This is a genomic window from Nocardia sp. NPDC057668 (genome assembly GCF_042799795.1).
Lineage (GTDB): Bacteria > Actinomycetota > Actinomycetes > Mycobacteriales > Mycobacteriaceae > Nocardia.
The window spans coordinates 1,079,526-1,105,173 of the sequence record NZ_JBHVIC010000001.1; the positions used below are offsets into that span (position 1 = coordinate 1,079,526).

General features: G+C 67.9%; 23 protein-coding genes and 1 pseudogene. 10 read left to right on the forward strand and 14 right to left on the reverse strand.

The genetic code is table 11. From position 1 onward, the window contains the following. Positions 1-32 precede the first annotated feature (32 nt). The 4 genes and pseudogenes from ACFVBH_RS05055 to ACFVBH_RS05070 form a co-directional block, all read right to left on the reverse strand. Positions 33-2,390, reverse strand: coding sequence for a RelA/SpoT family protein (locus ACFVBH_RS05055; protein ID WP_378999899.1), 2,358 nt, complete (start codon positions 2,388-2,390; stop codon positions 33-35). A gap of 295 nt (positions 2,391-2,685) precedes the next feature. Then, positions 2,686-4,281: an ABC-F family ATP-binding cassette domain-containing protein gene (locus ACFVBH_RS05060; protein ID WP_378999902.1), complete on the reverse strand. Its 1,596-nt coding sequence runs from the start codon at positions 4,279-4,281 to the stop codon at positions 2,686-2,688. 199 nt (positions 4,282-4,480) lie between these two features. Further along, positions 4,481-4,978: a C40 family peptidase gene (locus ACFVBH_RS05065; RefSeq protein WP_379001592.1), complete on the reverse strand. Its 498-nt coding sequence runs from the start codon at positions 4,976-4,978 to the stop codon at positions 4,481-4,483. 72 nt (positions 4,979-5,050) lie between these two features. Continuing rightward, positions 5,051-6,217 (reverse strand): annotated as a pseudogene (locus ACFVBH_RS05070) (peptidoglycan DD-metalloendopeptidase family protein); the annotation flags it as partial. A gap of 442 nt (positions 6,218-6,659) precedes the next feature. On the opposite strand from ACFVBH_RS05070, the gene ACFVBH_RS05075 reads away from it, so the two are divergent. Beyond that, complete coding sequence (locus tag ACFVBH_RS05075) at positions 6,660-6,866, forward strand: hypothetical protein (RefSeq protein WP_378999904.1); 207 nt, start codon at positions 6,660-6,662, stop codon at positions 6,864-6,866. A 72-nt stretch (positions 6,867-6,938) separates the two neighbouring features. On the opposite strand, the gene ACFVBH_RS05080 is transcribed toward ACFVBH_RS05075, so the two are convergent. The 6 genes from ACFVBH_RS05080 to ACFVBH_RS05105 form a co-directional block, all read right to left on the reverse strand. Then, entirely contained in the window at positions 6,939-7,511 is a 573-nt protein-coding gene (locus tag ACFVBH_RS05080) for an adenine phosphoribosyltransferase (RefSeq protein ID WP_378999906.1), read from the reverse strand. A gap of 40 nt (positions 7,512-7,551) precedes the next feature. Continuing rightward, the gene (locus tag ACFVBH_RS05085; RefSeq protein ID WP_378999908.1) at positions 7,552-9,270 is read right to left on the reverse strand and encodes an ABC transporter substrate-binding protein; all 1,719 of its coding nucleotides are present in this window, start codon (positions 9,268-9,270) and stop codon (positions 7,552-7,554) included. A 20-nt stretch (positions 9,271-9,290) separates the two neighbouring features. Beyond that, positions 9,291-10,499 (reverse strand): protein translocase subunit SecF, encoded by a 1,209-nt coding sequence (gene secF / locus ACFVBH_RS05090; RefSeq protein ID WP_354986911.1) that lies wholly within the window; start codon positions 10,497-10,499, stop codon positions 9,291-9,293. A gap of 2 nt (positions 10,500-10,501) precedes the next feature. Continuing rightward, the gene (gene secD, locus ACFVBH_RS05095; RefSeq protein WP_378999911.1) at positions 10,502-12,229 is read right to left on the reverse strand and encodes a protein translocase subunit SecD; all 1,728 of its coding nucleotides are present in this window, start codon (positions 12,227-12,229) and stop codon (positions 10,502-10,504) included. 95 nt (positions 12,230-12,324) lie between these two features. Beyond that, on the reverse strand, positions 12,325-12,744 hold the full coding sequence (gene yajC, locus ACFVBH_RS05100) for a preprotein translocase subunit YajC (protein ID WP_378999913.1): 420 nt from the start codon (positions 12,742-12,744) through the stop codon (positions 12,325-12,327). Between the two features lie 348 nt (positions 12,745-13,092). Further along, the gene (locus ACFVBH_RS05105; protein WP_378999916.1) at positions 13,093-14,586 is read right to left on the reverse strand and encodes a flavin-containing monooxygenase; all 1,494 of its coding nucleotides are present in this window, start codon (positions 14,584-14,586) and stop codon (positions 13,093-13,095) included. Between the two features lie 59 nt (positions 14,587-14,645). On the opposite strand from ACFVBH_RS05105, the gene ACFVBH_RS05110 reads away from it, so the two are divergent. The 3 genes from ACFVBH_RS05110 to ACFVBH_RS05120 all read left to right on the forward strand — a co-directional run bounded on the left by ACFVBH_RS05110 (position 14,646) and on the right by ACFVBH_RS05120 (position 17,050). Beyond that, complete coding sequence (locus ACFVBH_RS05110; protein WP_354986915.1) at positions 14,646-15,311, forward strand: TetR/AcrR family transcriptional regulator; 666 nt, start codon at positions 14,646-14,648, stop codon at positions 15,309-15,311. 58 nt (positions 15,312-15,369) lie between these two features. Beyond that, entirely contained in the window at positions 15,370-15,927 is a 558-nt protein-coding gene (locus tag ACFVBH_RS05115; protein ID WP_354986916.1) for a DivIVA domain-containing protein, read from the forward strand. Between the two features lie 247 nt (positions 15,928-16,174). Further along, positions 16,175-17,050: a PHB depolymerase family esterase gene (locus ACFVBH_RS05120; protein WP_354986917.1), complete on the forward strand. Its 876-nt coding sequence runs from the start codon at positions 16,175-16,177 to the stop codon at positions 17,048-17,050. A gap of 77 nt (positions 17,051-17,127) precedes the next feature. On the opposite strand, the gene ACFVBH_RS05125 is transcribed toward ACFVBH_RS05120, so the two are convergent. Beyond that, complete coding sequence (locus ACFVBH_RS05125) at positions 17,128-17,898, reverse strand: glucose 1-dehydrogenase (RefSeq protein ID WP_378999920.1); 771 nt, start codon at positions 17,896-17,898, stop codon at positions 17,128-17,130. Positions 17,899-17,985: 87 nt separating this feature from the next. Here ACFVBH_RS05125 and ACFVBH_RS05130 point away from each other — a divergent pair, with 87 nt between their 5' ends. Continuing rightward, positions 17,986-18,303, forward strand: a complete 318-nt coding sequence (locus ACFVBH_RS05130; protein WP_354986919.1) for a helix-turn-helix domain-containing protein — start codon at positions 17,986-17,988, stop codon at positions 18,301-18,303. 58 nt (positions 18,304-18,361) lie between these two features. On the opposite strand, the gene ACFVBH_RS05135 is transcribed toward ACFVBH_RS05130, so the two are convergent. Both ACFVBH_RS05135 and ACFVBH_RS05140 read right to left on the reverse strand, forming a co-directional pair. Further along, entirely contained in the window at positions 18,362-18,634 is a 273-nt protein-coding gene (locus ACFVBH_RS05135; protein WP_378999923.1) for a DUF397 domain-containing protein, read from the reverse strand. Then, positions 18,631-19,506: a helix-turn-helix domain-containing protein gene (locus tag ACFVBH_RS05140; protein WP_378999925.1), complete on the reverse strand. Its 876-nt coding sequence runs from the start codon at positions 19,504-19,506 to the stop codon at positions 18,631-18,633. The genes ACFVBH_RS05135 and ACFVBH_RS05140 overlap by 4 nt, the downstream gene beginning before the upstream one ends. Before the next feature lie 371 nt (positions 19,507-19,877). Between ACFVBH_RS05140 and ACFVBH_RS05145 the strand changes: the two genes are divergently transcribed. After that, positions 19,878-20,096, forward strand: a complete 219-nt coding sequence (locus ACFVBH_RS05145) for a hypothetical protein (protein ID WP_354986922.1) — start codon at positions 19,878-19,880, stop codon at positions 20,094-20,096. Between the two features lie 121 nt (positions 20,097-20,217). Next, positions 20,218-21,402, forward strand: a complete 1,185-nt coding sequence (locus tag ACFVBH_RS05150; protein WP_378999928.1) for an alpha/beta fold hydrolase — start codon at positions 20,218-20,220, stop codon at positions 21,400-21,402. Between the two features lie 37 nt (positions 21,403-21,439). Here the strand turns inward: ACFVBH_RS05150 and ACFVBH_RS05155 are convergent, their stop codons facing one another. Then, positions 21,440-22,912, reverse strand: coding sequence for a phospholipase D-like domain-containing protein (locus ACFVBH_RS05155; protein ID WP_378999930.1), 1,473 nt, complete (start codon positions 22,910-22,912; stop codon positions 21,440-21,442). A gap of 202 nt (positions 22,913-23,114) precedes the next feature. On the opposite strand from ACFVBH_RS05155, the gene ACFVBH_RS05160 reads away from it, so the two are divergent. The 3 genes from ACFVBH_RS05160 (at position 23,115) to ACFVBH_RS05170 (ending at position 25,516) form a co-directional block, all read left to right on the forward strand. Then, entirely contained in the window at positions 23,115-23,768 is a 654-nt protein-coding gene (locus tag ACFVBH_RS05160; protein WP_378999932.1) for a TetR/AcrR family transcriptional regulator, read from the forward strand. A 34-nt stretch (positions 23,769-23,802) separates the two neighbouring features. Continuing rightward, complete coding sequence (locus ACFVBH_RS05165) at positions 23,803-24,693, forward strand: alpha/beta fold hydrolase (RefSeq protein ID WP_378999935.1); 891 nt, start codon at positions 23,803-23,805, stop codon at positions 24,691-24,693. Between the two features lie 64 nt (positions 24,694-24,757). Continuing rightward, positions 24,758-25,516, forward strand: a complete 759-nt coding sequence (locus ACFVBH_RS05170; protein WP_378999937.1) for a phosphotransferase — start codon at positions 24,758-24,760, stop codon at positions 25,514-25,516. Positions 25,517-25,648: the final 132 nt, after the last annotated feature.

Below are 25,648 nucleotides of genomic sequence, written 5' to 3' on the forward strand. Positions count from 1 at the left end.
AGAGCGGATGCCGCGCTGGGACTTTCGGTTTGTCAGGCCGCGGACGTCACGCGATAGACGTCGTAGACGCCCTCCACGTTGCGCACCACGTTCAGCAGGTGGCCCAGGTGCTTGGGATCGCCCATCTCGAAGGTGAACTTCGAAATCGCCACGCGGTCACCGGAAGTGGTGACCGCCGCGGACAGGATGTTCACCTTCTCGTCGGCCAGCACCTTCGTCACGTCCGACAGCAGGCGCGTGCGATCCAGGGCCTCGATCTGAATCGCGACCAGGAAGACCGAGGACGGCGACGGCGCCCACTTGACCTCGATGATCCGCTCCGGCTCGGACCGCAGCGAATCGGCGTTGGTGCAGTCGGTGCGGTGCACGCTGACCGCCCCGCCGCGGGTCACGAAGCCCATGATCTCGTCGCCGGGCACCGGGGTGCAGCACTTGGCGAGCTTGGAGACGGTTCCGGGCGCACCCGGGATCTCCACGCCCGCGTCCCCGGTGAGCCGCTGGCGCGCGGGCACCGTGGACGGGGTGGACCGTTCGGCGAGCTCGTTCTCGACGTCGCTGACCCCGCCGAGCTGGGCCATGAGCCGCTGCACGACGTGATGGGCCGACACCTGGTTCTCACCGACGGCCGCATACAGGGCCGAGATGTCGGTGTAGTGCAGCTCGTGCGCGAGCGAGGACATGGCGTCCGCGCTCATCAGGCGCTGCAGCGGCAGACCCGAGCGCCGGACCTCCTTGGAGATCTGGTCCTTACCGGCCTCGAGCGCCTCTTCACGGCGTTCCTTGGCGAACCACTGCCGGATCTTGGCCTTGGCGCGCGGGGACACCACGAAGTTCGACCAGTCCCGCGAGGGCCCGGCGTTCTGCGCCTTGGAGGTGAAGATCTCGACGACCTCACCGTTCTCCAGCTGCCGTTCCAGCGCGACGAGCCGCCCGTTGACGCGCGCGCCGATGCAGCGGTGCCCGACCTCGGTGTGCACGGCGTACGCGAAGTCCACCGGGGTCGACTTCTGCGGCAGCGTGATCACATCGCCCTTGGGCGTGAACACGAAGATCTCCGGCGACTTCAGGTCGAAGCGCAGCGACTCCAGGAACTCGGCCGGATCCGCGGCCTCGCGCTGCCAGTCCAGCAGCTGCCGCATCCACGCCATGTCATCGACCTCGGTCGAATCATTGGAGTGCTTGCCCTTGGTCTCCTTGTACCGCCAGTGCGCGGCGATGCCGAACTCGGCGGTGCGGTGCATGTCCTGGGTGCGGATCTGCACTTCCAGGGGCTTGCCGTCGGGGCCGACGACCGTGGTGTGCAGGGACTGGTACACCCCGTACCGCGGCTGGGCGATGTAGTCCTTGAACCGCCCGGCCATGGGCTGCCACAGCGAATGCACCACGCCCACAGCGGCATAGCAGTCGCGAACCTCGTCGCACAGGATGCGGATGCCGACCAGGTCGTGGATGTCGTCGAAGTCCTTACCCTTGACGATCATCTTCTGGTAGATCGACCAGTAGTGCTTGGGCCGCCCCTCCACGATCGCGCTGATGCGGCTGGCGGCGAGCGTATTGACGATCTCGTCCCGCACCTTGGCCAGGTAGGTGTCACGTGAGGGTGCGCGGTCCGCGACCAGGCGCACGATCTCGTCGTATTTCTTGGGGTGCAGGATCGCGAAGGCGAGGTCCTCGAGCTCCCATTTGACGGTGGCCATACCGAGTCGATGGGCCAGCGGGGCGATGACCTCGAGGGTCTCGCGCGCCTTCTTGGCCTGCTTCTCCGGCGGCAGGAACCGCATGGTCCGCATGTTGTGCAGCCGGTCGGCGACCTTGATGACCAGCACCCGCGGGTCGCGGGCCATGGCGATGATCATCTTGCGGATGGTCTCGGCCTCGGCCGCCGCGCCCAGGTTGACCTTGTCCAGCTTGGTGACGCCGTCCACCAGGTGAGCGATCTCGGTGCCGAACTCGTTGGTCAGGTCCTCGAGGGCGTAGCCGGTGTCCTCGACGGTGTCGTGCAGCAGCGCGGCGACCAGCGTGGTGGTGTCCATGCCGAGCTCGGCCAGAATGTTCGCGACCGCGAGCGGATGGGTGATGTACGGGTCGCCCGACTTACGGAACTGGTGCTGGTGCTTCTCGTCCGCGACGTCGAAAGCTCTTTGCAGCAGAGCGAGATTCGCCTTCGGGTACAGCTCGCGGTGCACCGTCGCGAGTGGCTCGAGCACCGGCTTGACCGCGGCGATGCCGCGCTGGCCGGTCATGCGGCGGGCCAGGCGCGCCCGCACCCGGCGCGAGGCGGACGTGGGAACGGCGGCGGAGGCGGAGCGCGCGGGAGCGCCCGGCGCCGGGGTGGCGGGCTCGCCGTTCTCCGATTGCCCGGCGTTCGCCTTCTCCAGATTCTGTGTCATGCCACCACCTCTCCCGGCCTCGATCGGCTCAACCTACCGGACCGTCCAACCACGTAGACCACCCACTTTAGTCCTGGAAACGTTCCGAGACCGGAACGGCGAATTCCGCCCTCCCGGACCCGTCCGGAGCGTTGAACCTTACTCGCATCCGCAGCGTGTTCGGCGCGGCATTGCGTCCGGATTGCTCCGATCTCCATTTCGGGTCGATCCCCCGCTCGGCGCGGCCTTTCCCGCGGGCGCGAGCCGGACCCGCCGGCGGGTCGCGCGGAATGCGCGCGACCCGCGTTCAGGGCCACTATCCGACCGTGGAATCGGCCAGTCCGGCGGCATCGAGCTCGACCCGGCGTGTGACGCCGATCTCACCCAGGAACCGCTCGTCGTGGCTCACCACGATGAGCGCGCCCTCGAATCCGGCGAGCGCCTCGGTCAGATGCCGCAGGCTCGGCAGATCCAGATTGTTGGTCGGCTCGTCGAGCAGCAGCAGCTTCGGGGCGGGCTCGGCCAGCAGCAGCATGGCTAGCGCGGCCCGCAGCCGCTCCCCGCCCGAGAGCGCGGCGGCGAGCACGTCGGCGTCCGCACCGCGAAACAGGAAGCGGGCCAATTGGGCTCGAATCTGTTCCGGCAGCGCGTGCGGCGCGGCGGCGGCGACGTTGTCGAACACCGAGAGCGTCTCGTCGAACACGTCCAGACGCTGGGGCAGCATGCGCCACGGCACCGTGGGCGGCTCCGCGCAGATCCGGTGCAGCAGCGTGGTTTTGCCCGCGCCGTTGCGCCCGGTGAGCGCGATCCGCTCGGGCCCGCTGACCTTCAGCGTCACTACCGGGCCGTTCGCCAGCCGCACGTCTTCCAGCTCGATCACGCCCTGCCCCGGATACAGCCGGGTGCCGGGCAGATCGACGCGGATCTCGCGGTCGTCGCGCAACCGCTCCTCCGCCTCGGTCAGCACGTCCTTCGCGTCCGCGAGTTTCCCGATGTGTTCGTTGCGGAGCTTGCCCGCCGAGACCTGCGCCTGACGTTTGCGTTCGGCCATGATGATCTTCGGCTCCCGCTTCTGCGCCTCCATCTTCTTGCCGTAGCGCAGTCGCCGGTCGAGCTTGATCCGCGTGTCCACCAGCTCACGGGCCTGCTTGCGCACATCGCCCTTGGCATCGCGGATGGCCGCCCTGGCGAGGTCCTGCTCGTGCTCGACGATCCGCTCGTACTCGCTGAAATTGCCGCCGAACAAACGGATTTCGCCCTGGCGCAGCTCGGCCACGGTGGCCACCCGGTCGAGCAGCTCGCGGTCGTGACTGATGGTGAGCACGGTGCCCTGGAACTGACCCACGACCTCGTACAGGCGGTCGCGCGCCACCCGATCGAGATTGTTGGTCGGTTCGTCCAGCAGCAGCACATCGGGCTCCCGCAACAGTTCGGCTACCAGGCCCAGCAACACGGTCTCCCCGCCGGACAGGGTGTCCAGCCGGCGATCGAGCTGACCGACATCGCTTGCGACGTAGTGCAATCCGAGTCGGCCGAGCAGTGCGATGGCATGCTCCTCGATGTCCCAGGACGCACCCACGGCCTCGAAATCGTCATCGGTTCCGTCTCCGGATTCGATGCGGTGCAACGCCTTTCGCGTCTCCGCGATCCCGAGCACCTCGTCCACCCGCTGCCCGGCCGACAGGCCGAGATCCTGACGCAGATAGCCCAGCCGCCCGGGCACCGTAACCGACCCGCGAGCGGGCCGCAGTGCACCGGTGAGCAACCGGAAAAGTGTGGATTTACCTGCGCCGTTGCTGCCGACGACACCGACGTGACCGGGACCGAGCAGTGCGTTCAGGCCATCGAATACGGGGGTTCCGTCGGGCCAGGAGAAGCTCAGATCGGAAACAGAAACAACAGGAAGTGACATACGGACTCCTCGAAAGGTAAGCGCGAGTGAAGGCGGCGCTGCGAGAGCGCGGGCCAAGGGCTGCGTTACCTCAGAAGATCAACGTAATGTCTCCGATCGGGAGGGAATGGAACGTTTACAAAGGTAACCAGTCCCGATGCCGGTGTGCAAGTGGCAAATTCCGTGAGCCGGATCTCAGGGCGAGATCCGGCGTCCGGACTCACTGGCCGATGCGACGCGCTTTCATGCCGTTGAGCAGGGGCACCTCGGCCACCTTGCCGCCGGGTTCGGCGTGCAGCATCTTGCCGCTGCCCAGGTAGATTCCGACGCTCGACGGTCCGCGTGTCCCCCAGTTGCCGAAGACCAGGTCGCCGGGCTGCGCCTTGATCAACTGCACCTCGACGCCGATCTCCCACTGCTGCTCGGCGGTGTTCGGCAACTGGATGGTGCCACCGCTGGCGGCGAAGACGGCCGCCGCGGTGAGACCGGCTTCGTCGAACCCGCCCTCGGTCGGCCCCTGGGTGCCGCCGCCACCGAAAACGTAAGGGGTGCCGATCCATTCGTGACCGGCCGAGGCGATCTGCGGGCCCAGGTCCGCGGCCGCGTCCGGCACGAAGCGGCCGGTGCTGCCCATGCTGCGGAAGCCGGCCTCCGCGGCGAGGATGCGCGCCACGTAGGGGCGGGTCTCGCTGAAGTGACCGGGCACCTGGTTGGGCATGCCGCCCGAGGCGAGCACCGCGCCCTCACCGGCGTTGTAGGCCGCGACGGTCAGGGCGGTGAGATCGCCGGTAACCTTGCCCTGTTCGAGCCAGCCCCGCACCTTGGACGCGATGGTGCACATGTACCGGCCCTGGCCGATGATGGCGTCCCCGTCGTCCCACGGACTTGCCTGGCCGTTGCCGTCGGCGTCGATCACGTACGGCTGCCCGTCGGGTGCGAGGGAGGTCGCGGTGCTGGGCAGGAACTGTGCCAGGCCGACCGCGCCGGCGGGCGAGGTGAGCCCGCGCCGGAACCCGGACTCGGCCTGCCCCTGCGCGGCCAGCAGCGAGGAGCTGATCTCCGGGCACAGCGAGCCCGCGCGCCGGTACCAGATCTCCAGCTCGGCGGGCACCTTACCGCCGGCGAGATTGCCTCCGGCGCTGCCGAATCCGTTCTCGCAGTTGTTGGGCGCGGACGCGCTGGGCAGACTGGATCCGGACAGCCACGGCATGGGGTCGACCTGGCTGCCGCCGGTGAGCCGCCCGCCGGGCACGACCTCGAAATGCAGGTGCGGGCCCGAGGATTGGCCGTTGGAGCCGACCGCGCCGATGTGCTGGCCCATGGTCACGATGTCGCCGGTGCGCACGAACAGGCCCGAGTCGTACATGTGCCCGTAGACCGTGGAGTACCGCCGCCCGCTCTCGTCCAGGGAGTCGATGACGATCCAGTCGCCGAAACCCGACGCCGGGCCCGAGGCGACGACCAGTCCGTCGGCCGCGGCGTAGATCGGCGTGCCGTTGGCGGCGGCCATGTCGACGCCGAGGTGATCGCCCCCGCGCGAGCCGAAGGTGTCGGACACCGTGAAAGTCCCTGCCGCCAAGGGGTATTGACGACGCCCCGCGCCGGAGAGCCGTCCGGCCTCGTTGACGGTGCCGGGCATGGCGGCCAGCGACACGTCCGGGGTCTGCACCACGGTGGAGGTCGCGGCCGCCGCCTTGATGCTCACCTGCACGCGGTCCAGGTGATTGCGCACCGCGTCCCCGCGATCGGGCATGGCCGTCCACTGTGTGCCCGACGCCGCGGTGGGGGTCCAGCTGCGCTGCTTCCAGATGACGTAGTCGACCCGGAAGCTGGCGGCGTTCTCCTGCAGGAACGCGACGATGGAATCGCCCTTGGCCTGGTCGGTTCCGACGATGAACTCCACGGCGCGGCCCGCGCGATGATCGGGATAGGCGTCGTCCGCGATCACCCCGCGCATCTCGAGACTGCCGAAACGCGCCACCGTGCAGCGCAACACGCGAAGCGCGCCCTCCTGCAAACCCACTTCCGCGGGGGAACCCGTACTCGGGCAATTGGGTTCGGTACGTGCGGTCGTGGCCGACGGAATGAGCGGCGAACCCGGAGCGCAGGTTTCCTCGGTGGCCGGCAGAATGATCACCAATACCAGCGTGACCAGCGAAAGCGCTATGCCGACCACACTTCCGACGACGAACTTGGCCTTCACGCCCCAACGCTCCCCGACGACGTGGTCATCACCGGGACATCATGTCATGGCGGACACGCCTTTTCACGGACCCGCGACACGGTTTCAACCCGCACACAACGGGCATCCCTCCGTAATGCCGTACGTCGCCCGCAATGAGGCCACCGCCGCCCGCATCATCGGGACGGTTGGTGCACTGTTCGCCCTTATCGAGGGCATGTATATCTTGCTGCTGGTGTTGGACGCCGATCAGACCAATCGGTACTTCCAATTCATCAAGTCCTTGGCCGAGCCCCTGGCCCTGTTCTTCCCGGGCCTGTTCAAGACTGGAAACGCCGACCTGGACGTGGTCCTGAACTACGGCCTGGCAGCGATCTTCTGGCTGGTCGTCAGTGGATTCGTCGCCCGGCTGGTGGCCCGGTAACGCCGAAAAGCGGTGGGCCACGACGTCACCGCCGCGGCCGCACCGCTTCATGAGCGTGCGATCAGCTCCTGATCAGCGCTGGACGATCGACGTCAGCGGGTAGTCCCCCTGCTTGGCGCGCCCGCCCAGGAATTCCAGCTCGAGCACGACGGCGGCGGCGACCACCTCGGCCCCCGCGGTGCGGAACAGCTCCGCCGCCGCGGACAGCGTGCCGCCGGTGGCGAGCACGTCGTCGAGCAGCAGGATCTTGCGGCCCTGCAGCTCGATACCGTCCGCGGGGATCTCCAGTGCGGCCGAACCGTATTCGAGCGTGTAGGACCGGGAGTGCACCGGCGGCGGCAGCTTGCCCGCCTTGCGCACCGCCACCACGCCGGTGCCCAGCACCGCGGCCACGCCCGCGCCCAGCAGGAAGCCGCGCGCGTCCACCCCGGCCACCAGATCCGCGTCCGGCGCGCACGCCGCGAAGCAGTCCAGCACCGCGCGGAAGCCCTCGGCATCGGCGAACACCGGCGTCAGATCGGCGAAACGAACTCCCGGGGTGGGGAAGTCGTCGTGCCAGCGGGTCAGCCGTTCCACCGCCGCGTTGGCACGCACCGTGCGCTCGCCGGCGACCTCGGCCGTGTCGACCATTTCGTGCTTGCTCATCTACACCCGCTCCTCACACGCGCTCATCTCCCTCGGGCCCCTACCGCTCGAGCACCCAGCGATCCATATTCCAGCCCGCTCCCGCCCGGGTAGGGCTCGCGATCCCATTCTTCATGCCGTCGCCGAACGCGATGGTGCGCGGGTTGGCGAACAGGGGAATCGAGGGCATCTCACTCCAGAGCAGATTCTCCTGCTCGGTCATCAGATTCAACACGGTTGTCGAGTTGTCCTCCGCCGCAAGCTGATCCGCGATCGCATCATACCGGCCGTTACCGAACCGGCCGAAATTCAAACCCTGACCGGTGCGCAGCGAGGCCGCCGCCTCGGTCGCCACGCTCGCGCCCGAAGGACCGGGGAAGGACGCGGTCCCGCCGAGCACGGCATCGACCTTGCCCTCGGCGAGCTGGGTCGCCGAGAAGTCGGCCGCACCCGCGTCGACCACCGAAATGCCCGCCGCACGGCACGATTCGGCGATCTTGGCGACCGTGGCCGCGCGCCGTTCGTCCGGCTGGACGTAGCCGATGCGCACGGTCGGGTTCTGCACCCCGGCGTTCTTCAGCGCCGCGGTGGCCCCCGCGACGTCGACGCTCTTGTACTTGTCGGCCGCACCGGTCACCGCGCCGTAGTACAGCGTGTCCTGCTGCACGGTCCGCGAATTCAGCGGGCCCGCACCGAGTCCGGTCTTGGGCGTCTCGAAGCCCGGGTGCCCGAGCTGATCGAACAGCTCCTGCCGGGGCGTGCAGAGCGCCAGCGCCCGCCGGGCGTTGACGTTGCTCAGCACCCCGCCGGTGCTCAGCACCAGTTGCTCCGCACCGCGACCGGGCACGGTCTCCGCGGCCAAGCCGTCCAGGCTCACCTCGCCGAGCGAGCCCGCGCCGATGTCGAGCACGCCGATGGATTTGGCCTCGACCTTGCCCTTCAGATCGGTGTTCTTGTCCCACACCACGATGCGCGGCGTCCGGGCGGCGTTGCCCCACCAGCGCTCGTTCTGCACCAGCACCAGACCGTCCTTCGCGCTGAAGGATTCGATCCGGTAGGGGCCCGAGGAGGGCAGCACGGTGAGATCCACCTTGCCCGGCGTCAGCCGCCAGCCGTTGTTCCAGAACTCCGCGATGCGCTCGACGGTGCCCTGGTCGCCGCTCTGGATCGCGGCGACCACGTTGGGCGCCTGCACCGCCTGCGCCACCACGTGCGCGGGCATCAGTTCGCCGGCGCCGAACAGCGTCTTCCACGCGGTGTAGTGCCGTCCGGGCCGGAACACCACGGTGGCGTCCTTGGACCCGGGCTGGCAGTCCACCCGCTCGATGTCGCTGTATCCGGCGGTGCTCGCGGCGTCGAACGCCGGAACCGGGCCGCCGGGACCGGCTTTGGTGAAGCGCCCGCTGCGCGCGGCCCACGCCATGACGAGATCGTCACAGGAGGTCGGCGCGCCGTCGGAGTACACCCCGTCCGGATTGAGCCGGTACTGGATGGTCTGCGCCTCGCCCGGCACCTCCTTGGCGGTGCCGGTGTCGGTATCGGCCACCGGCTGCCCGTCGGGGCCGGTGTAGAAGAACCCGGTGATCACACGTCCGAACACCGCGGCCGCGCCACCGTTCGCGCCCACCGTGCTGCCGCCGTTGTAGCTGGCCACCACGGTGTCCACGCCGTACCCGATCGAGGGGACCTGGTTCTTGCCACCGCACGCCGTCAGCACACCGACGGCGAGCACACCCGCGACGGCCACGGCGGCGCCACGTCGAATCCTGTTCTGTCGCACCGTCCGCAACCCCCTGCTGCCTATGGCCTTCTCTTGTGTCGTTTCCCGCTCGGTCGAGTTCCCGGGCGCGGCGCCTCGGCGCCCCGGGCGCGCGGTGCGGAGGTGTCCCGCCCGCCGGCGCGACTGGCCGCGCCCGCCCGCTGTGCCGCGGCGGAGTGCACGTCCGCCGCGTTGCCGCCGGCGCGCCGGGCCGCCACCTTCTTGGTGTGCGCGGCCACCGGGCCCCAGCGTTCCTTGATGCTGACCAGCAGCGGCACCGCGAAGAAGATCGAGGAGTAGGCGCCGACGATCATGCCGACCAGCTGCACCAGGGCCAGATCCTTCAGGGTGCCGACGCCCAGCAGCCACACCGCCACGACCAGCATGCCGATGATCGGCAGAATGCCGATGATCGTGGTGTTGATCGAGCGCATGAGCGTCTGGTTGGCGGCCAGGTTCGCCTTCTCCGCGTACGTGTGCTTCGTCAGATGCAGCACGCCGCGGGTGTTCTCCTCGACCTTGTCGAACACCACGACGTTGTCGTAGAGCACGAAGCCGAGGATGGTGAGCAGGCCGATGACCGCGGCCGGCGTCACCTCGAAACCGACGAGCGAGTAGATGCCCGCGGTGACGATCAGGTTGAAGAACAGCGAGCCGATCGCCGCGAACGACATGTCTCGTTCGAAGCGGAAGGCGATGTAGATCATGGTCAGCAACACGAACACCAGCAGGGCCAGCAGGGCCTTCTGGGTGACCTGACCACCCCAGGTCTCACTGATCTCCGCGATCGAGATGGCGTTGATGTTGGGCTGGCCGTTGGAGTCCTTCGGCTGGAACGCCTGGAACAGCGCGTTCTGCAGCTTGTCGGTCTGCGCCATGTCCAGGGTCTCCGAGCGGACCTGGACTGCGGCGGTCGAGCCCGAGCCCACCTTCTGCACGGTGACCGGCGCGTGGCCGAGCGTGTCGGTGTAGACCTGCTCGACGCGTTCGGTGGTCACCGATTCGGCGGCCGGCATCTGGATGCGCGAGCCGCCCGCGAAGTCGATGCCGAGGGTGAAGCCCTTGATGCCGATGCTCGCCAGGGCGATCACCAGGAACACCGCGGCCAGGCCGTAGAAGAACTTGCGCCGGCCGACGATCTCGAAACCGCCGGTGCCGGTGTAGAGCCGTTCGAGGAAACCGTGCTGTGGTGACGCCGCCTCGTAATCGAGTTCGGAGTCGACGTCCAGGACGGGACTGGTCTTGGCCATGATCACGCCTCCTTCACCAGGACGCCGGCGGCCGCCTTGCGTTCCCGGGCAATCTGAGCGACGGCGCCGAGCCCGTTTACCGAGGGCTTGGCCCAGAACGGCGACTTCGAGGCCATCATCATGAGCGGCGCGGTGACCAGGTACAGCACGATGACGTCGAGCACGGTGGTGACGCCGAGGGTGAACGCGAAGCCCTTCACCTGTCCGGCGGCGAGCAGGTACAGCACCGCCGAGGCGATGAGGCTGACCGTCTTACCGGAGAGGTTGGTGCGCTGGGCGCGTGCCCAGCCCTTGGGCACGGCGGACCGGAAACTGCGGCCCTCGCGCATCTCGTCCTTTATTCGCTCGAAGAACACGACGAACGAGTCGGCCGTCATACCGATGCCGATGATCAGACCGGCGATACCGGCCAAATCGAGGGTGAACCCGATGGACCGGCCCAGCAGCACGATGATCAGGTACACCGCCACGCCCGCCGCGAGCAGCGAGAAACCGGCCAGGAAGCCGAGCATGCGGTAGTAGAGCAGGCAGTACAGCAGCACCGCGATCAGGCCGATCGCACCCGCGATCAGACCCGCGCGCAGCGAGGACAGACCCAGTGTCGCCGAGACGGTTTCGGCCTCGGAGGTCGAGAACGACAGCGGCAGCGAGCCGTACTTGAGGGTGTTGCCGAGTTCGGTCGCGGTGGTCTTGTTGATGCCGGTGCCCGAGATCGAGGTGCTGCCGGTGTACTGACCGGCGGCCTGCACCTGCGGTGCGCTCACGACCTTGGTGTCGAGCACGAAGGCCAGCTGCTTCTGGTAGAACTCCGTGGTCAGCTTGCCCCAGGTGTCCGCGCCGCCGGACTTGAACTCCACGTCCACGGTCCACTTGGATTCCTGCGCGTTGAACTGGCCCCGCGCGTCCTTGATCTCCTGGCCGTCGAGCCGGCTCTTGTCCAGGAGGTAGACCTCGGTGCCGTCGGCGCTGCAGGCGACCAGCGGCAGGTTGGGATCGTCGTTGCCCTGCAACGGATCCGGCTTGGTGCAGTCCATGGTCAGCATGGCGGTCTGCTGAATCGTCTGATCGGTGCTCTGACGCAGCGCCTTGGCCTCGGCGATTTCCTTCTGCGCCTGCTCCGGGGAGGCCGGGACGGGAGCCGGAGCGTCGGTCGTCGGCGCGGGCGCGTCGGTGGTCGGCGCCTGGGCCGGGAACACCCGATTCTGTTGCGCGGGAGCCTCACCGGTGGCCGGCGGGTTCTCCGCGGTGGTCGGTGCGCCCGAGGTGGTCGGCGCGACCGCTTCCGGCGCGCCGGGCTGGGGCTGCTGCGGCTGCTGCGGATTGACCGGCTTGCCGTTCTTCACCTGCGGCGGAATCGGCTGGCCGATCACCGGGCGGATGTAGAGCTTGGCTGTGGTGGCCAGCGTACGAGCCTGCGCGCCGTCCTCACCCGGGACCGTGATCACGAGGTTGTCGCCTTCGATGACGACCTCGGATCCCGAGACGCCCAGGCCGTTGACGCGCTGCTCGATGATGTCCTGCGCCTTCTGCAGGCTGTCCGTGCTCGGCTTGCCGCCGTCGGGGGTGCGCGGCGTCAGCGTGACGCGGGTACCGCCCTGCAGGTCGATGCCGAGCTTGGGGGTCGCGGACTTGTCACCGGTGAAGAACACCAGGCCAAACATCACGGCCACCAGTGCGGCGTACACGCCGAGCAGGCGCATGGGATGCGCCGTTCCCTGGGAAGGTGGCACAGCAGTTATCTCCTAGGCGGATGGGTGGTGGAACGAGCGGGCACACCGCAGCGCCGCCGGTCGCCGAATGCGGCGGCCGACGGCGCGGGGACGTGTCAGTCCTTGGACAGCTTCGGGTTCTCGTCGGAGGTCTCGGGCCGATCGCCGAGCACGGAACCGGGTTCCCCGGTGGTGTCGACGGCAGCGGCCTCCACGGCGTCGGCCTCGGCCGGGGTGGCCGCGACGGCCGAATCCGTATCGACCGACTCGCCGGCGGTGGTCTCCTCGGCGCGGACCTCGCGGATCGCGGCGCGCGACCAGGTGGTCACGACGTCCTCGGCGATCTCCAGGTCGACGGAGGTGTCATCGACGTCGACCACGGTGCCGTAGAGCCCGGAGGTGGTGATCACCGCGTCGCCGACCTTCAGGTTGTCCTGCATCTCGGTGACCTTGGCCATCTCCCGCTTCTGGCGGCGGACGCCCAGGAACATCGGGATGAGCAGAGCAACCAGAAGCAGTGGCAGCAGGAGGTCCATCGTCGAAGTCAGCCCCTAGTCAAGGTGGTCGAATGGGTCGTTGCCAAGACAGTCTGCCAGCTATCCGCTCGGTAGGGCGCGCCGACCTGCTGTATCTGATCGCCGTCCGCGTCGCGCGCGGCGGATTCACCACCCGGGCGGTCGGAATCTTCGCGGACTTTGCCGCGGGGCCGTATCGCCCCGCCGCGCCGGGCTCGCGGCGGTCCGGACCGCGTGCGGTCCCGGGCGGGCATTCGCCAGCGTGCGCCCCGGATATGGCGAACACGCCCGTGGCCGATGTCGAGCTGACATCGGCCACGGGCGTGGGTAGCGCCGGACCGGCCGGACCGGCCGGACCGGGGATGCGAATCAGGCGGATTGTTCGCCGTAGGCGTAATCGTCGAGCGGGAAGCTCACGGCCTCGCGGTGGGCGTTCATGGTGCTGGTCGGGCGCAGCAGCGCGGCTTCGCCGTGCTGGTTGTAGTAGTAGCTGCGCGCGGTCGAGCACTGACCGCCGTAGAACACCGAGGAGTCGAGCTTGTCGGTGACCCGGTCCAGGAACTCGGCGTTGGCCGACTCGGTGACCTCGAAGGTCTTCGCGCCGCGCCGGAACATCTCACCGAAGAGCCGGGCCATGTGCTTCATCTGGGCTTCGATGGTGGTGAAGTACGACAGGCCGCTGTAGGAGTACGGGCTGTTGAGGCTGATGAAGTTGGGGAACTTCGGCACCGTGATGCCCTCGTAGGCCTGGAAGCGGTTGTCGCGCCAGAACTTTCCGAGGTTGAGCCCGTCGCGGCCGATGATCTCGATGGCCGGGAAGTTCACGTCCCACAGGTTGAAGCCGGTGGCCAGCACCAGGGTGTCGATCTCGGTCTTGTGGCCGTCGGCGGTGACGATGCCGTCGGGCTCGATGTGATCGATGGAGTTGGTCTCCAGGCGCACGTGCGGTTCGTTGAAGGTCTTGAAGTACAGGTTCGAGAACGTGGGGCGCTTGCAGCCGAAATCGTAATCGGGCGTGAGCTTCTTGCGCGTCTCCGGATCGTGCACCGAAGTCCGCAGGTGGGCCTTGGCGAGCGCGGCGGCGGCCTTGTTCAGCGGCTTGGCCTGCTTGAAGTGCAGCACGCCCACGACCATGAGGGCCTCGAGCATGGCGGTGTTGGCCAGGCGAGCAGCCTTCTGCGTCACCGGGACCCGCGCGAACAGCGACTGCACCGGCTTGGGGATCGCGGTGTCGACCTTGGGCACCACCCAGATCGGGGTGCGCTGGAAGACGGTGAGCGCCTTGGCCTTCTCCGCGATCTCCGGGATCAGCTGCACGGCGGTCGCGCCGGTGCCGATGATGGCGGTCTTGGTATCGGTCAGGTCGTAGTCGTCCTGCCACGCGGTGGTGTGGATGATCTTGCCCGCGAAGGTGTCGATGCCCGGGAACGGCGGGGTGTACGGCTGGGACAGGAAGCCGGTCGCCGCGAGCAGGTAACGCGCGGTGAGGGATTCACCGCCTTCGACGGCCACGACCCACTGCTGCTGCTCCTCGTCCCAGCGCGCTCCCCCGACGACGGTGTCGAAGCGCATGCGCCGGCGCAGGTCGTACTTGTCGGCCACATGCTCGGCGTACTTCTTGAGCTCGGAGCCCGGGGCGAACAGGCGGGACCAGTTCGGGTTGGGCTCGAAGGAATAGGAGTAGGTGACCGAGGCGATGTCCACGGCCAGTCCCGGGTAGCGATTGACGTGCCAGGTGCCGCCGAGATCGTTCTCGCGCTCCAGGATCACGAAGTTGCTCAGACCGAGCCGATCCAATTGGATGCCGGCGCCCATACCGCCGAAACCCGCACCGACCACGATGGCGTCGTACTGAGGTGCCACGCCGAACCTCCCTGTAAATCAGCGTCCCAACCCGGCCGCTGTGACTCACTTGTCACGGAATGACATCTCATTCCGTTTGTGAACACCGTATCATCGGCGGGGTGACGAAGCCATCCTCCCGCATCGAACGGCGCAAGGCCGAGCTCCGCCAGGAGATCATCGATACCGCGTTCGCCTGCTTCGCCGAGAAGGGCTATCACGCCACCGGCATCGCCGATATCGCCGGTGAGCTGGGCATCGGGCACGGCACGTTCTATCGGTACTTCGCGAACAAGCGCGACATCATCGATCACGTCATCGACGATCTGGCCGCGCGCATCGTGGCGTCGCTGGGTCTCGAGAACGCCCCCGACGCGGCCGAGAGCCTGGCGGAGTACCGGGTGCAGCTGGAGCGCATCGGCGGCGCGTTGAACGACATCTTCCTCGAGGACCGCCGGGTGGCACAGCTGCTGCTGTTCCAGGCCACCGGCATCGACATCGAGCTGACCACCCGGCTGTACGGTCTGCTCGACACCGCCGACGCGCTCACCACGGCCTACCTCGAGCACGGGGTGGAACAGGGTTATCTGCGCGCCGACCTCGATACCGTCAACACCTCGCGCGCCGTGACCGGCATGATCTTGAGCGCGATCCTGCACGGGCTGCGCAATCCCGATCACGGGCTCTCGGCCGACCTCACGCAGGCGATTCGCCGACTGATCATCGACGGCGTGCGAAAGGATTGACCGGACGAATCGGATCGGCAAGGGGCGGCGACGATTCGGACATGAGGGCATTGGCACAATGACGCTCGTGACCCCCGAGGATGTACGCCGCAGGCAGTTCGGATCTGCCCCTTTCGGGCATCACGGCTACCACCCGGAACAGGTGGATGCCTTCTGCGCGCGGATAGCCGAAACCATGGGCGGCCGTGATCATCTCAGCGCCGCCGACATCCGCCTTGCCGTGTTCGACGGCCCGCCCTTCGGCCGCCGCGGCTACGACTGCGAGCAGGTCGACGACTTCCTCGACCAGGTCTGCAAGGAGCTGGAACTGCTGCGCCTGGGCGGGGGCCGCACACCGGCCGGCCGGGTGGAGGACACCCTCACCCACGACGACGTGCTGCGCGTGCACTTCTCCGCTCCCCCGTTCGGCTTACCGGGGTACTCGACCGAGGAGGTCGGGGCCTTCCTGGACCGGCTCGCGGCCACCCTCGCCCATGACGGGCCCAATGGATTGACCGCGGAAGAGGTGCGCGCCACCACGTTTCACATCGCGGCGCACGGCGCGCCGTCGTATCACCGGCCCGAGGTCGACGCCTTCGTCGATCTTGTGCTGAAGCAGCTCAAGGGTGAGAGCTGACTATTCGCTGGATGCAAGCCGCTTCCGTCGGCGCGCGTACCGATCAGCTCCGATCACCGCCCGCAACAGAGTGAATGGACCCGCACGTACGCCGGGCCACAGGTTTACCAACGCATGACTGCGCCTATGCTATCGCATAATCGAAGTGGCACATGCCCTTTGGCGCACCCCCAATAATGGGGGCTCGCCGCGGCGTTGGAGCGTCGGCTTTCCTGTGTCCGATTACGTTCGTACGCAAGGAGATTCCGTGGCGTCCTCACTTCTCAAACGAATGGCCGCGCTGGTGGGCGCGACCTGTGCAGCAATGACCCTCGCGGTCTCGGTGGCGGCCGGACCCGCGGCCGCCGACGAGGGGAGCTTCGAGGATCCGAGCGCGATGGCGGCGGCCTGCTCGACGACCGCGAAGTCGGGCTACGTTCCCTTCAGCCAGCGCGGCGGCTACCGCATCCACGTCCCGTCCGGGATCTCCGCGAGCGGCGCGCCGATGGTGGTCGCGATCCACGGCGGCCAGTCCAATCCGCAGACGCACCAGGACGCTTCGGGCTGGAACGCGCTCGCGGACCAGAAGAAGTTCATCGTGGTGTACCCGCGCGGCGGCAAGTCCGAGGGCACCGACCAGTGGGGCTGGGACGCGAACGACGCCGACGTCAACTACATCAAGGCCGTGGTCGCCAATGTGCGGGCGACGTACTGCGTCAATCCCAAGCGCATTCATCTGAGCGGGCACTCCAACGGCGGCCAGATGGCCTCGCGCGCCGGCTGCGTCGCCCCGGAGCTGTTCGCTTCCGGCGCGGTCTACGCGCCCGCGCCGCCGCCGACCGGGTGCAACCCCTCGCGCGCCATCTCCTGGGGCGTATTCGCCTCCGCCAGTGACCCGGTCGTGTTCGAACCGGTCGCGTACAGCCATGTCATGTACTGGAGTTGGGAGAACCGGCCGTGCTCGAACGAGCGCGGTGACGGCGGCACCGATGTGAAGGACTCCAAGATCTGGGACTGCGCGGACGGCACCAAGGTGCTGTGGCGGGTCTACAACAACGGCAGTCACGGGTGGCCGACCGGGGCGCGCAAGACCGAGATGCTCAACCGGATGTGGTCGCTGTTCCAGGCGAGCCCGCGGCCGTAGAACCCCGACTCCGCCCGCGCGGGAGCCGGTAGCGATGTCCCGGCCGAATTCTCGGCCGGGACATCGGCGTTCGCGGGTCAGATCATGGCCGCCGGGGTGACGTTGATCAGGCCGCCGTCCACCTGGAGATCGTGGCCGTTGATATAGGACGCCTCGGGGGACGCGAGGAAGGCTACGGCGGCGGCCACATCCTCGGACGTTCCTATCCGAGCGGCGGGGACCGAAGCGGCCGCGCCGGTTTGCATTTCGGGAGATGCTTCGGCATAGAAGGCGGGGGTCGCGGTGTAGCCGGGGCTCACGGAGTTCACCCGGATGCCGCGGGGGGCGAGTTCGGCGGCGACCGTGCGGGCCAGATTGTGGATGGCCGCCTTCGTCGCGGAATACAGGGCCGAGCCCGGGGAGCCGCGGTGCACGGCGAACGAGGCGTTGATGACGATCGCGCCGTGGTCGGCCAGCAGCGGGATGGTCCGCTGGATCGTGAAGAACACCGATTTGAAGTTGAGATCGATCACCCGGTAGAACTCCGCCTCGGTCACGGCGTCGATCGGCTGGAACGCGCCGGTGCCCGCGTTCGCGAACACCACGTCCAGGCGGCCGAAGCGGTCGGCGATCGCGGCGGTGAGGGTGTCGAGGTCACCGAGATCCGCGGCGTCGCCCGGCACGGCGAGCACCCGGTCCCCCGCGCCCAGTTCGGCGGCGGCGGTCTCGAGCCGGGCCTTGTCGCGGCCGGTGATGATCACGCTCGCGCCCTCGTCGAGCAGGCGGCGCGCGGTCGCCAGGCCCATTCCGCTACTGCCGCCGGTGACGAGTGCGATCTTGCCGTCGAAACGTGAAGCGCTGGAGCCCATGTCCTGACCTCTCGAGTGAGTTTGATTGTTCATAGACTTACGTACAGTTCGACTGTCTGTCAACAGTCGCGCTATCCTGGACGGGTGATGACGGCGCATCCCGAGCGGGACCAGATCCAGTTGGCGAACGTCCTTGCCGCCGTGGGCAATCCCCTGCGCCTGTGCATCGTGCGCAAGCTCGCGAGTGACGGCGAACAGCCCTGCGGCACCATCGCCCCCGGCGTGCCCAAGTCCAACCTCACCCACCACTACCGGGTGCTGCGCGAAGCCGGCCTCATCTGGCAGCGCCCCAACGGCCGCGAAACCCTCCAGTCACTGCGCCGAGAGGACCTCGACGCCCGTTTCCCCGGCCTGCTCGACAGCCTGATCGCCGCCACCCACCGCGATCCGACCCTGGTGCTGTGAAACGAAAGTCGCCCCCACCGAACAACTCTCGGCGGGAGCGGCGTTTGCGATCCGGGACTCAACGCTCCCAGACGCGACTTTCGAGGAAGCTGTCCCACTGCTGACCGGTGAACCACAGCTCGGGGCCGCCGGGGTTCTTGGAGTCCCGCACGCCGACTTCGTCACCGAGGTAGATCTCGACGCACTCGCTCGCCTTCGACGACCTGCTGGACTTGAACCACCGCTGGGGAGCACTCAACTTCGCCGATTCGAAGCGCACTTCGACGCACTCACTCTGATCCGACGAACGGGAAGACTTGAACCACTGGCGAATCGGAGGATAGGTACTCATGCCTGGTACTCCTTTGCAACGTGCGACAACAGATTTCGAGTGTCGTCTTCGTTCAACGCTACCGCTCGGAGACCCGTGATCGCATCGCCATACGTGGCGATCGCCTCCTGCTGCTCGTGATAGAGAGCACCCATTGCCCCGTTCAGGTAGACCACCGGCGGCGAAGTCAACCCGCTCAGGCCGGGCGGGAACTCCAACAAGGTGAACGACTGAATGGCCAGGCCCGGATGAGATCCTGCTTCGAATGGGATGACATGAACGTTGATGTTGTCGCGCTCGCTCGATTCGGCTATCGCGCGAAGCTGCCCAGCCATAACCCTCGCCCCGCCCGGCCGATGCCGCAGCACGGCTTCGGAAATCAGTGCGGTGAAACGGACTTCACGATTGTCCAGGACGGATTGCCGTTTGCGATTCAGCTCGATACGCCGTTCGATGTCGACCGCGGAGATGCTCGGCTTGTCGATCTTGGCGACAGCACGACGATACTCGGCAGTCTGCAAAAGACCCGGCACGAGGACCAGTTGGTGAGTGAGAATACGGTTCGAAGCATCTTCCAGACGCAGATAGCGAGGGTAATGGGAAGCTACCTGATCACTGTATGACTCCCAGAATCCCTTCGAATTCCCCTGCGCCTTAGCCGTTTTCTCCTGCGCCTTGCATTCCCGCCACAGCATCAGCGTCTCAGCGCCGACTTCCTGGCTCGCACCGTAGAAGTCGAGCATGACTTTGATCTGCGGCGTCGTGAGCTTCGTCGGCAGCCCGTCTTCCAGCCGCATGATCGTCTGGCGGGACACCTCGAGATACACGCCGGTGGCCAGCAGACTCTTGCCCGAGTCCATGCGCACCCGTTGGATGTAGTTGCCGAAATCCATTCGTGAGACAGTCGATCCGGCCATTTCGTTAGCCTCGCTATCTGGGGATTCGCCGCCACGGACATGTCCGCCGCAGGCTTCCATCGAATTCGATACCACTTCATGATGAACCCACCTCGCAGGAAATTTCCCGGTGTCTACTGAAGCAGAAATATTGAGCTTCGACCGAAGGGATTCGAAATGTCATGGGACGCATGGGCACTCTTGTCCATCACCGTCATGTGTTTATCCGTGATCGCTTGGGCGGCTTGGGGTTTCCATCGGGAGGCGCGCGACGCCCGCTTTCTCCGAATCGCACTCGCCCACGGCGGATTCCTCACCATCCCCCGCACCGACCACCCACACCACCGCGGACAGCACAGGAGCCGAGCATGACCAACCCCTTCGCCTACATCCCCAAGACCGACCGGCCGGCGGTCTATCACGGCCCGCCCGCCCCCTACACCCGCTTCTCCGATCGCGACATCGAACGCCGCCTCCGCGACCACGGTGAGGAGTGCGAACGGGACGACTGCGCCATGCTCCGCCACCTCCGCAAGCTCGAGGCCGAGCGCGCCGAGCGTCGCCGGGCCACGGACCACCCCGGCTGACCCGCGAACCGGGCAGTCGATTCCGGCTCGGGAAATGCCCGTGTTTCACCGATGAACGACCGGCCGGTTTGGCAGAATCACCTTCGAGACAACCTCTAGCTATCCGCGAAGGTGGGGCGTCATGCCCAAACTCGGCAGGCTCGCAACGATCGCCGTGGTCGTGGTTTCACTCCTCGTCGCCCTGGCGGTCGTGGAATTCACCCGCCTGCATGGCGACGAGGAGGAGCGTTCGGGCCTCGCGGCGTTCTACGAACAACCCGCGGATGCCCTCGACGGCCCGCCCGGCTCGGTGATAAAGAGCGAATCCCTGATCGGCACACCGGCCGCCGCGAACGCCTGGCGAATCATGTACCGCACCACCGACGTGCACGGCTCTCCCGCCGTGGCGACCGGTGTGGTCATCAGCCCGGCCGACCCCGCGCCCGAGCGCGGGCGGACCGTCCTGGCCTGGGGGCATCCCACGACCGGCGCGGCCGAGAACTGCGCGCCCTCACGCGGTTTCGACCCGTTCCTCGACATCGAGGGCCTGCGCTTCCTGCTCGATCGCGGCTACACCGTGGTCGCCACGGACTACGTCGGCATGGGCACCCCCGGCCCCGACTCCTACCTGGTCGGCCTGACCGCCGCGCACGCCGTCCTGGATTCGGTGCGGGCCGCGCGCACGATCGAGGACGCGCACGCGGGTTCCTCGGTCATCCTGTGGGGCCATTCCCAGGGCGGTCAGGCGGTGCTGTTCTCCGCCGAGAACGCTCCCGCGTACGCCCCCGAACTCGACATAGTCGCCGTCGCGGCGGCCGCACCGGCCGCCGACCTCACCGCCCTGATGCGCACCCACCTGAACGACATCTCCGGCGTGACCATCGGCTCCTATGCCTTCACCGCCTACGCCACGGTCTACTCGGACACCGCCGGCGCCCGCCTCGATGACATCCTCACGCCCAAGGCGCAATCGATCGTCCCCGAGATGAACCAGCTCTGCCTCATCAAGAACATGTCCGAACTCCACCGCATGGGCGAGCCCCTGGTCGGCGACTTCACCAGCCACGACCCCACGGTCACACCGCCGTGGAGCGATCTCCTGGCCCAGAATTCCGCCGGCTCACGCCCCTTCGCCGCACCCCTCTACATAGCCCAGGGCCGCGACGACGAACTGGTGGTCCCCGCCGACACCGACGCTTTCGTGGCCAGGGAACGCCAACTCGGCATCACCGTGACCTACGAACAGATCCCCGGCGCGACCCACGCGACGGTCGCCTACCTGGCGATCCCCACCCTCCTGTCCTGGCTCGACAAAATAGGCCACTGACCACGTCGCGAACTGGTCGAACTCGCCGACGAGTAATTCAGCCCGTGGCCTTCATCCGGCGCAGGCCGCGGTTCAGCAGCGGGCGGTCCCACAGGCTGGGCGGGGTGCGCTCGGGATCCATGAGCTCGTTCTCGGCCAGGGCGCTGTCCTCGTCGGCGACGGTCTCGGGTTCGAAGCGCACCAGGGTGCGACCGGGGGCGCGCAGGGCCTCGACCGTGCGCAGGAGAGAACCGGTTTCGGCGAGGGTGGCATCGAACTTCGCGGGATCGGCCTCGAGGTGCTCGCACAGCAGCTGGCGGCGGATGCCGAGGATCGTGTCGCGCAGCTGATCACCGTTCTCGGTGTCGGGGGTGACCTCCACGGCCAGATCGCATTCGGTGTCGAAACCCATGGACCGGTTGTTGAGATTGGACGAGCCCACCCGCAGCAGCCGGTCGTCCATGACCAGGATCTTGGCGTGCACGTAGATCGGCTCGTCGGCGGCGGTGACCGGGTAGTAGACGCCCAGCCGCCGATGAATATCGGCCTGCCACAGCAGATGCAGCAGGCGGCGGCGCGCGCCGTCCATCGCGAGCTGCTCGAGCCAGCCGTCGGCGTTGCGCGGCAGCACCAGCACGATCTCCGGACCGTTCGGCTCGCGCAGCCGGGCGGCGATCGCCTCGGCGAGCTTGCGCGAGGCCAGGTACTGACTCTCGATGTACAGGGACTTTCGCGCACCGGCGATCGCAGCCAGATACAGCTGTTCGATCTCCCGGACCTCGGCGCGTTCGGCCAGTTCGGGGAAGGTGCGCGCGATGCCGAGGTCCACCGATTCCATGGTGGGCTCGAGCCCTTCGGGCCACGGCGAGTCACCCTCGAGCTCCCCGACCGGATCGAGCCGCTCACCCGTGGCCGCCTGCCAGCGCGCCCGCGCCAGCTCCCCGATCGCCTGCGCCGCTTCCCCGTCGACGGCCGTGGTCGCGTCGTGCCAGGGCCCGTAGCGATTGCCGTTGGGCTCGGTGCGGAAGTGGTTGTCGTCGCGGTGATCGCTGGTGTCCCAGCGGTCGACCGTCATGTCGATGCCGCCGCAGAACGCGAGCGCGTCGTCGATGACCACGATCTTCTGGTGGTGCGCCGATCCCAGCGGGTGCGCGCCGTCGATCTCGAAGTGCAGGCGCCGATCGGTCATCCAGTTCATGACGAAGATCGGGGTCATCCCGCGCGTGATGGCCGCGAACGCGCCCACGTTCCATTTCAGCAGGTAGATCTCGAGATCCGGGCGTTGTTTGGGCAGCCAGGACAGGAATTTACCCAGGCGGTTGGGCCCCTCGAGGGTCTGCTCCACCGGTTCGAACTTGATGCGGGTGTCGAAGTCCCAGCCGATCAGCACGATCCGCTTGCGGGCCTGCAACATCGCCGACTTGGCGTGCTTGAAGTAGTCCGCCGCGTCGACGATGACCGTCAGTTTGTCCGCCCGCGCGACCTGCCAGCACGTCTCGCCCGGACTGAGAATCCGCTGCTCGTCATCCATCTGCAATCAGCTCCATCATCCGCCACCCGTCCCCGCGGGTGAACACTCGACACTACTGCGCCATACCCACTCCCACTTGTGTTGCACGGGTGAACTTTCCGTCGCTCTCGGCGCGGTGCGACCGTGGTCACAGCGCCGAGCGGCCCTCGGTGCAACATACCGCCCGGCATCCCCGCCGACTCGAGGTGTTACGATACGGACCGTGCCGTTTCGTAATAGGGAAGTCGCCACCGGCGAGTCCACCACCGGCCGCCCCCGCGACCCCGCGCGCGAGGCGGAGATCCTCACCTGCGTTCTCGAACTCCTCGGCGAGTCCGGGTACGACGCCGTCTCCTACGAGGCCGTCGCGCGCCGCGCCGGGGCCTCCAAGGCCACGCTGTACCGGCGCTGGGAAACCAAGCGCGACATGGTGGTCGCCGCGATCAAGGCCGGTCCGGCGGCCGGGGGCGATGCGGTGGCGGTGGACACCGGCTCGCTCCGGGGCGACCTGCTCGCGCTGTGCGAGCGCCTCGACGGCACCCTGCGCGCCGCCGACGGCGCGATGAGCCTGATGCTCTTGCAGGCGGGCCTCGAAGACCCCGATCTGTGCCGTCACCTCGAGGAAGCGACGGGCCCCACCGGCGCGAAGCTGCCGGCGGCCGTCCTCGCGGCGGCTGTCGAGCGCGGCGAATTGCCCGCGGGTGCACAGCCCTTCCCGTTCGAGGAAGTCGCCGGATCCGTGCTCCTGCTGCGCAGGCTCAACGGCCTGCCGTCCGGCCCCGACTACCTGGCCACCCTGGTCGACACCATCCTCATTCCCGCGTTGCGGGCGAGCGCGGATCACACCGGGCCCGTACCGCGCGCGCTCTTCTCGTGAACCCCGGGTCCGCCCGGTGAAAGGTTGTGCAGCCATGACGAATCCCGTGATCGAGGGCTTCGAGTACCGGCGCCTCCCCGGCGTCGAGGGCATCGAGTTGAACGCCGCCGTGGGCGGCAGCGGCGAGCCGGTCGTGCTGTTGCACGGCTTCCCGCAGACCCACCTCATGTGGCGGCACGTCGCCCACCTGCTGGCCGCCGATCACACGGTGGTCGTGCCGGACCTGCGCGGCTACGGGGAGAGCGACGCCCCGCCCGAGAGCGGACCCGGCACCTATTCCAAGCGCACGATGGGCGCCGACATCGTGGCGGTCATGAAGGCCCTGGGCCACGAGCGCTTCGCGGTGATCGGCCACGACCGCGGCGCGCTGGTCGGCGTCCGCGCGGCGCTCGATCATCCCGAGAACGTCACCCACCTCGGCATTCTGGACGTGCTGCCGACCCTGGACACCTGGGGCGTGCTGCACGGTGTGGACGCGAAAGTCGCCTGGCATCTCTACCTGATGGCCCAGCCGAACGACCTGCCCGAGCGGATGATCGCCGCGGTGGCCCCCGATTTCTTCGGCTCCTTCCTCGACGCCTGGGATCCGGCCGGCGCCACCTTCCCGCCCGAGATCCGCGCCCACTACATCGAAAGCTCCACGCGCACGGTCCCTTCCATCGTCGCGGACTTCCGCGCGACCGCGGGCATCGACCTGGACATGGACCGCGCCGACCGCGCCGTCGGCCGGACACTGACGATGCCGGTGGCCGTGATCTCCCAGGACTGGGGCTCCCACCTCGGCTTCGACGCCCTCGCCCTGTGGCGTCAATGGGCGGACGAGGCCACCTACCAGCCGATCGACGCCGGCCACTTCATGGCGGAGGAACGGCCCGAGGAGGTCGCGAAGTTCACCCGGGAGCTGCTGGGGCGCAGGCCCTCCTGACGGGGCGGCCGGTTCCCCGACGGGGCAGCGCGCTCGGATCTGCCGGCCGACTACCTTTCGTAGTGTGGAATTCCCCGGAGGATGGGACAGTCGGGCGACCCTGGTCGACGGGCGCTGGGTGGAGCGCACTCCGCGCCGCCCCGAGGTCGAGGCGCAACTGCTGCGGGAGACCGAGGCGATGCCGTGGCTGGCGGGGCGGCTGCCGCTGCCGGTTCCGATCCCCGAGATCGTGACCCGCACGCCCCTGGTGGTGCGCCACCCGCTCGTGCCCGGTGAACCGCTCGAGTCGCCGGTTGCCGAGCACGGCCACGCGCTGGGCGAATTCCTGCTCGCCCTGCATCGCACCCCGGCTGCGGATGCCACGGACCGCGGGTTCCCCGGCGCGGAGCGGACCCGCGCCGAACGGGACTCGGCCGACCGGCGGTTCCGCGCCGAAGTCCTTCCGCTGCTGCCCGACTCACACCGGAAGCGGGCGCTGGACCTGCTCGACGCGATCCTCCGCTCCCCCGCCGACACCCTGGTTCACGGCGATCTCGGCCCTGAACACGTGCTGTCCGCCGGTGAACACCTCAAGGGCGTAATCGATTTCGGCGACGCGCATGTCGGCGACCCCGCGATCGACCTGGCCTGGGCACTGTTCGGCACCCCGGCCGAGTTCGCCGGCGAACTGTCCCGGACCTACGGGGTGACCGATGCCCTGCGCACCCGCGCGCTGGCCTGGCATCGCCTCGGCCCCTGGTACGAGGTGTTGCACGGCGCGGACGTCGGCGACCCGGAGGTGGCGGCGGAGGGCCTGGCCGGAGTGCTCGACCGACTCGGCTGACACCGTCGCAGGGGACCTGACCGGCACGGCCACACTGGCGCGACTCATCGGGAGTCGACTACGAAGTGACGACTGCGCGGGCACCGTGCCGGTTCGGTGGTGACCACTCCCCGACAATCGGAATCCGATTCC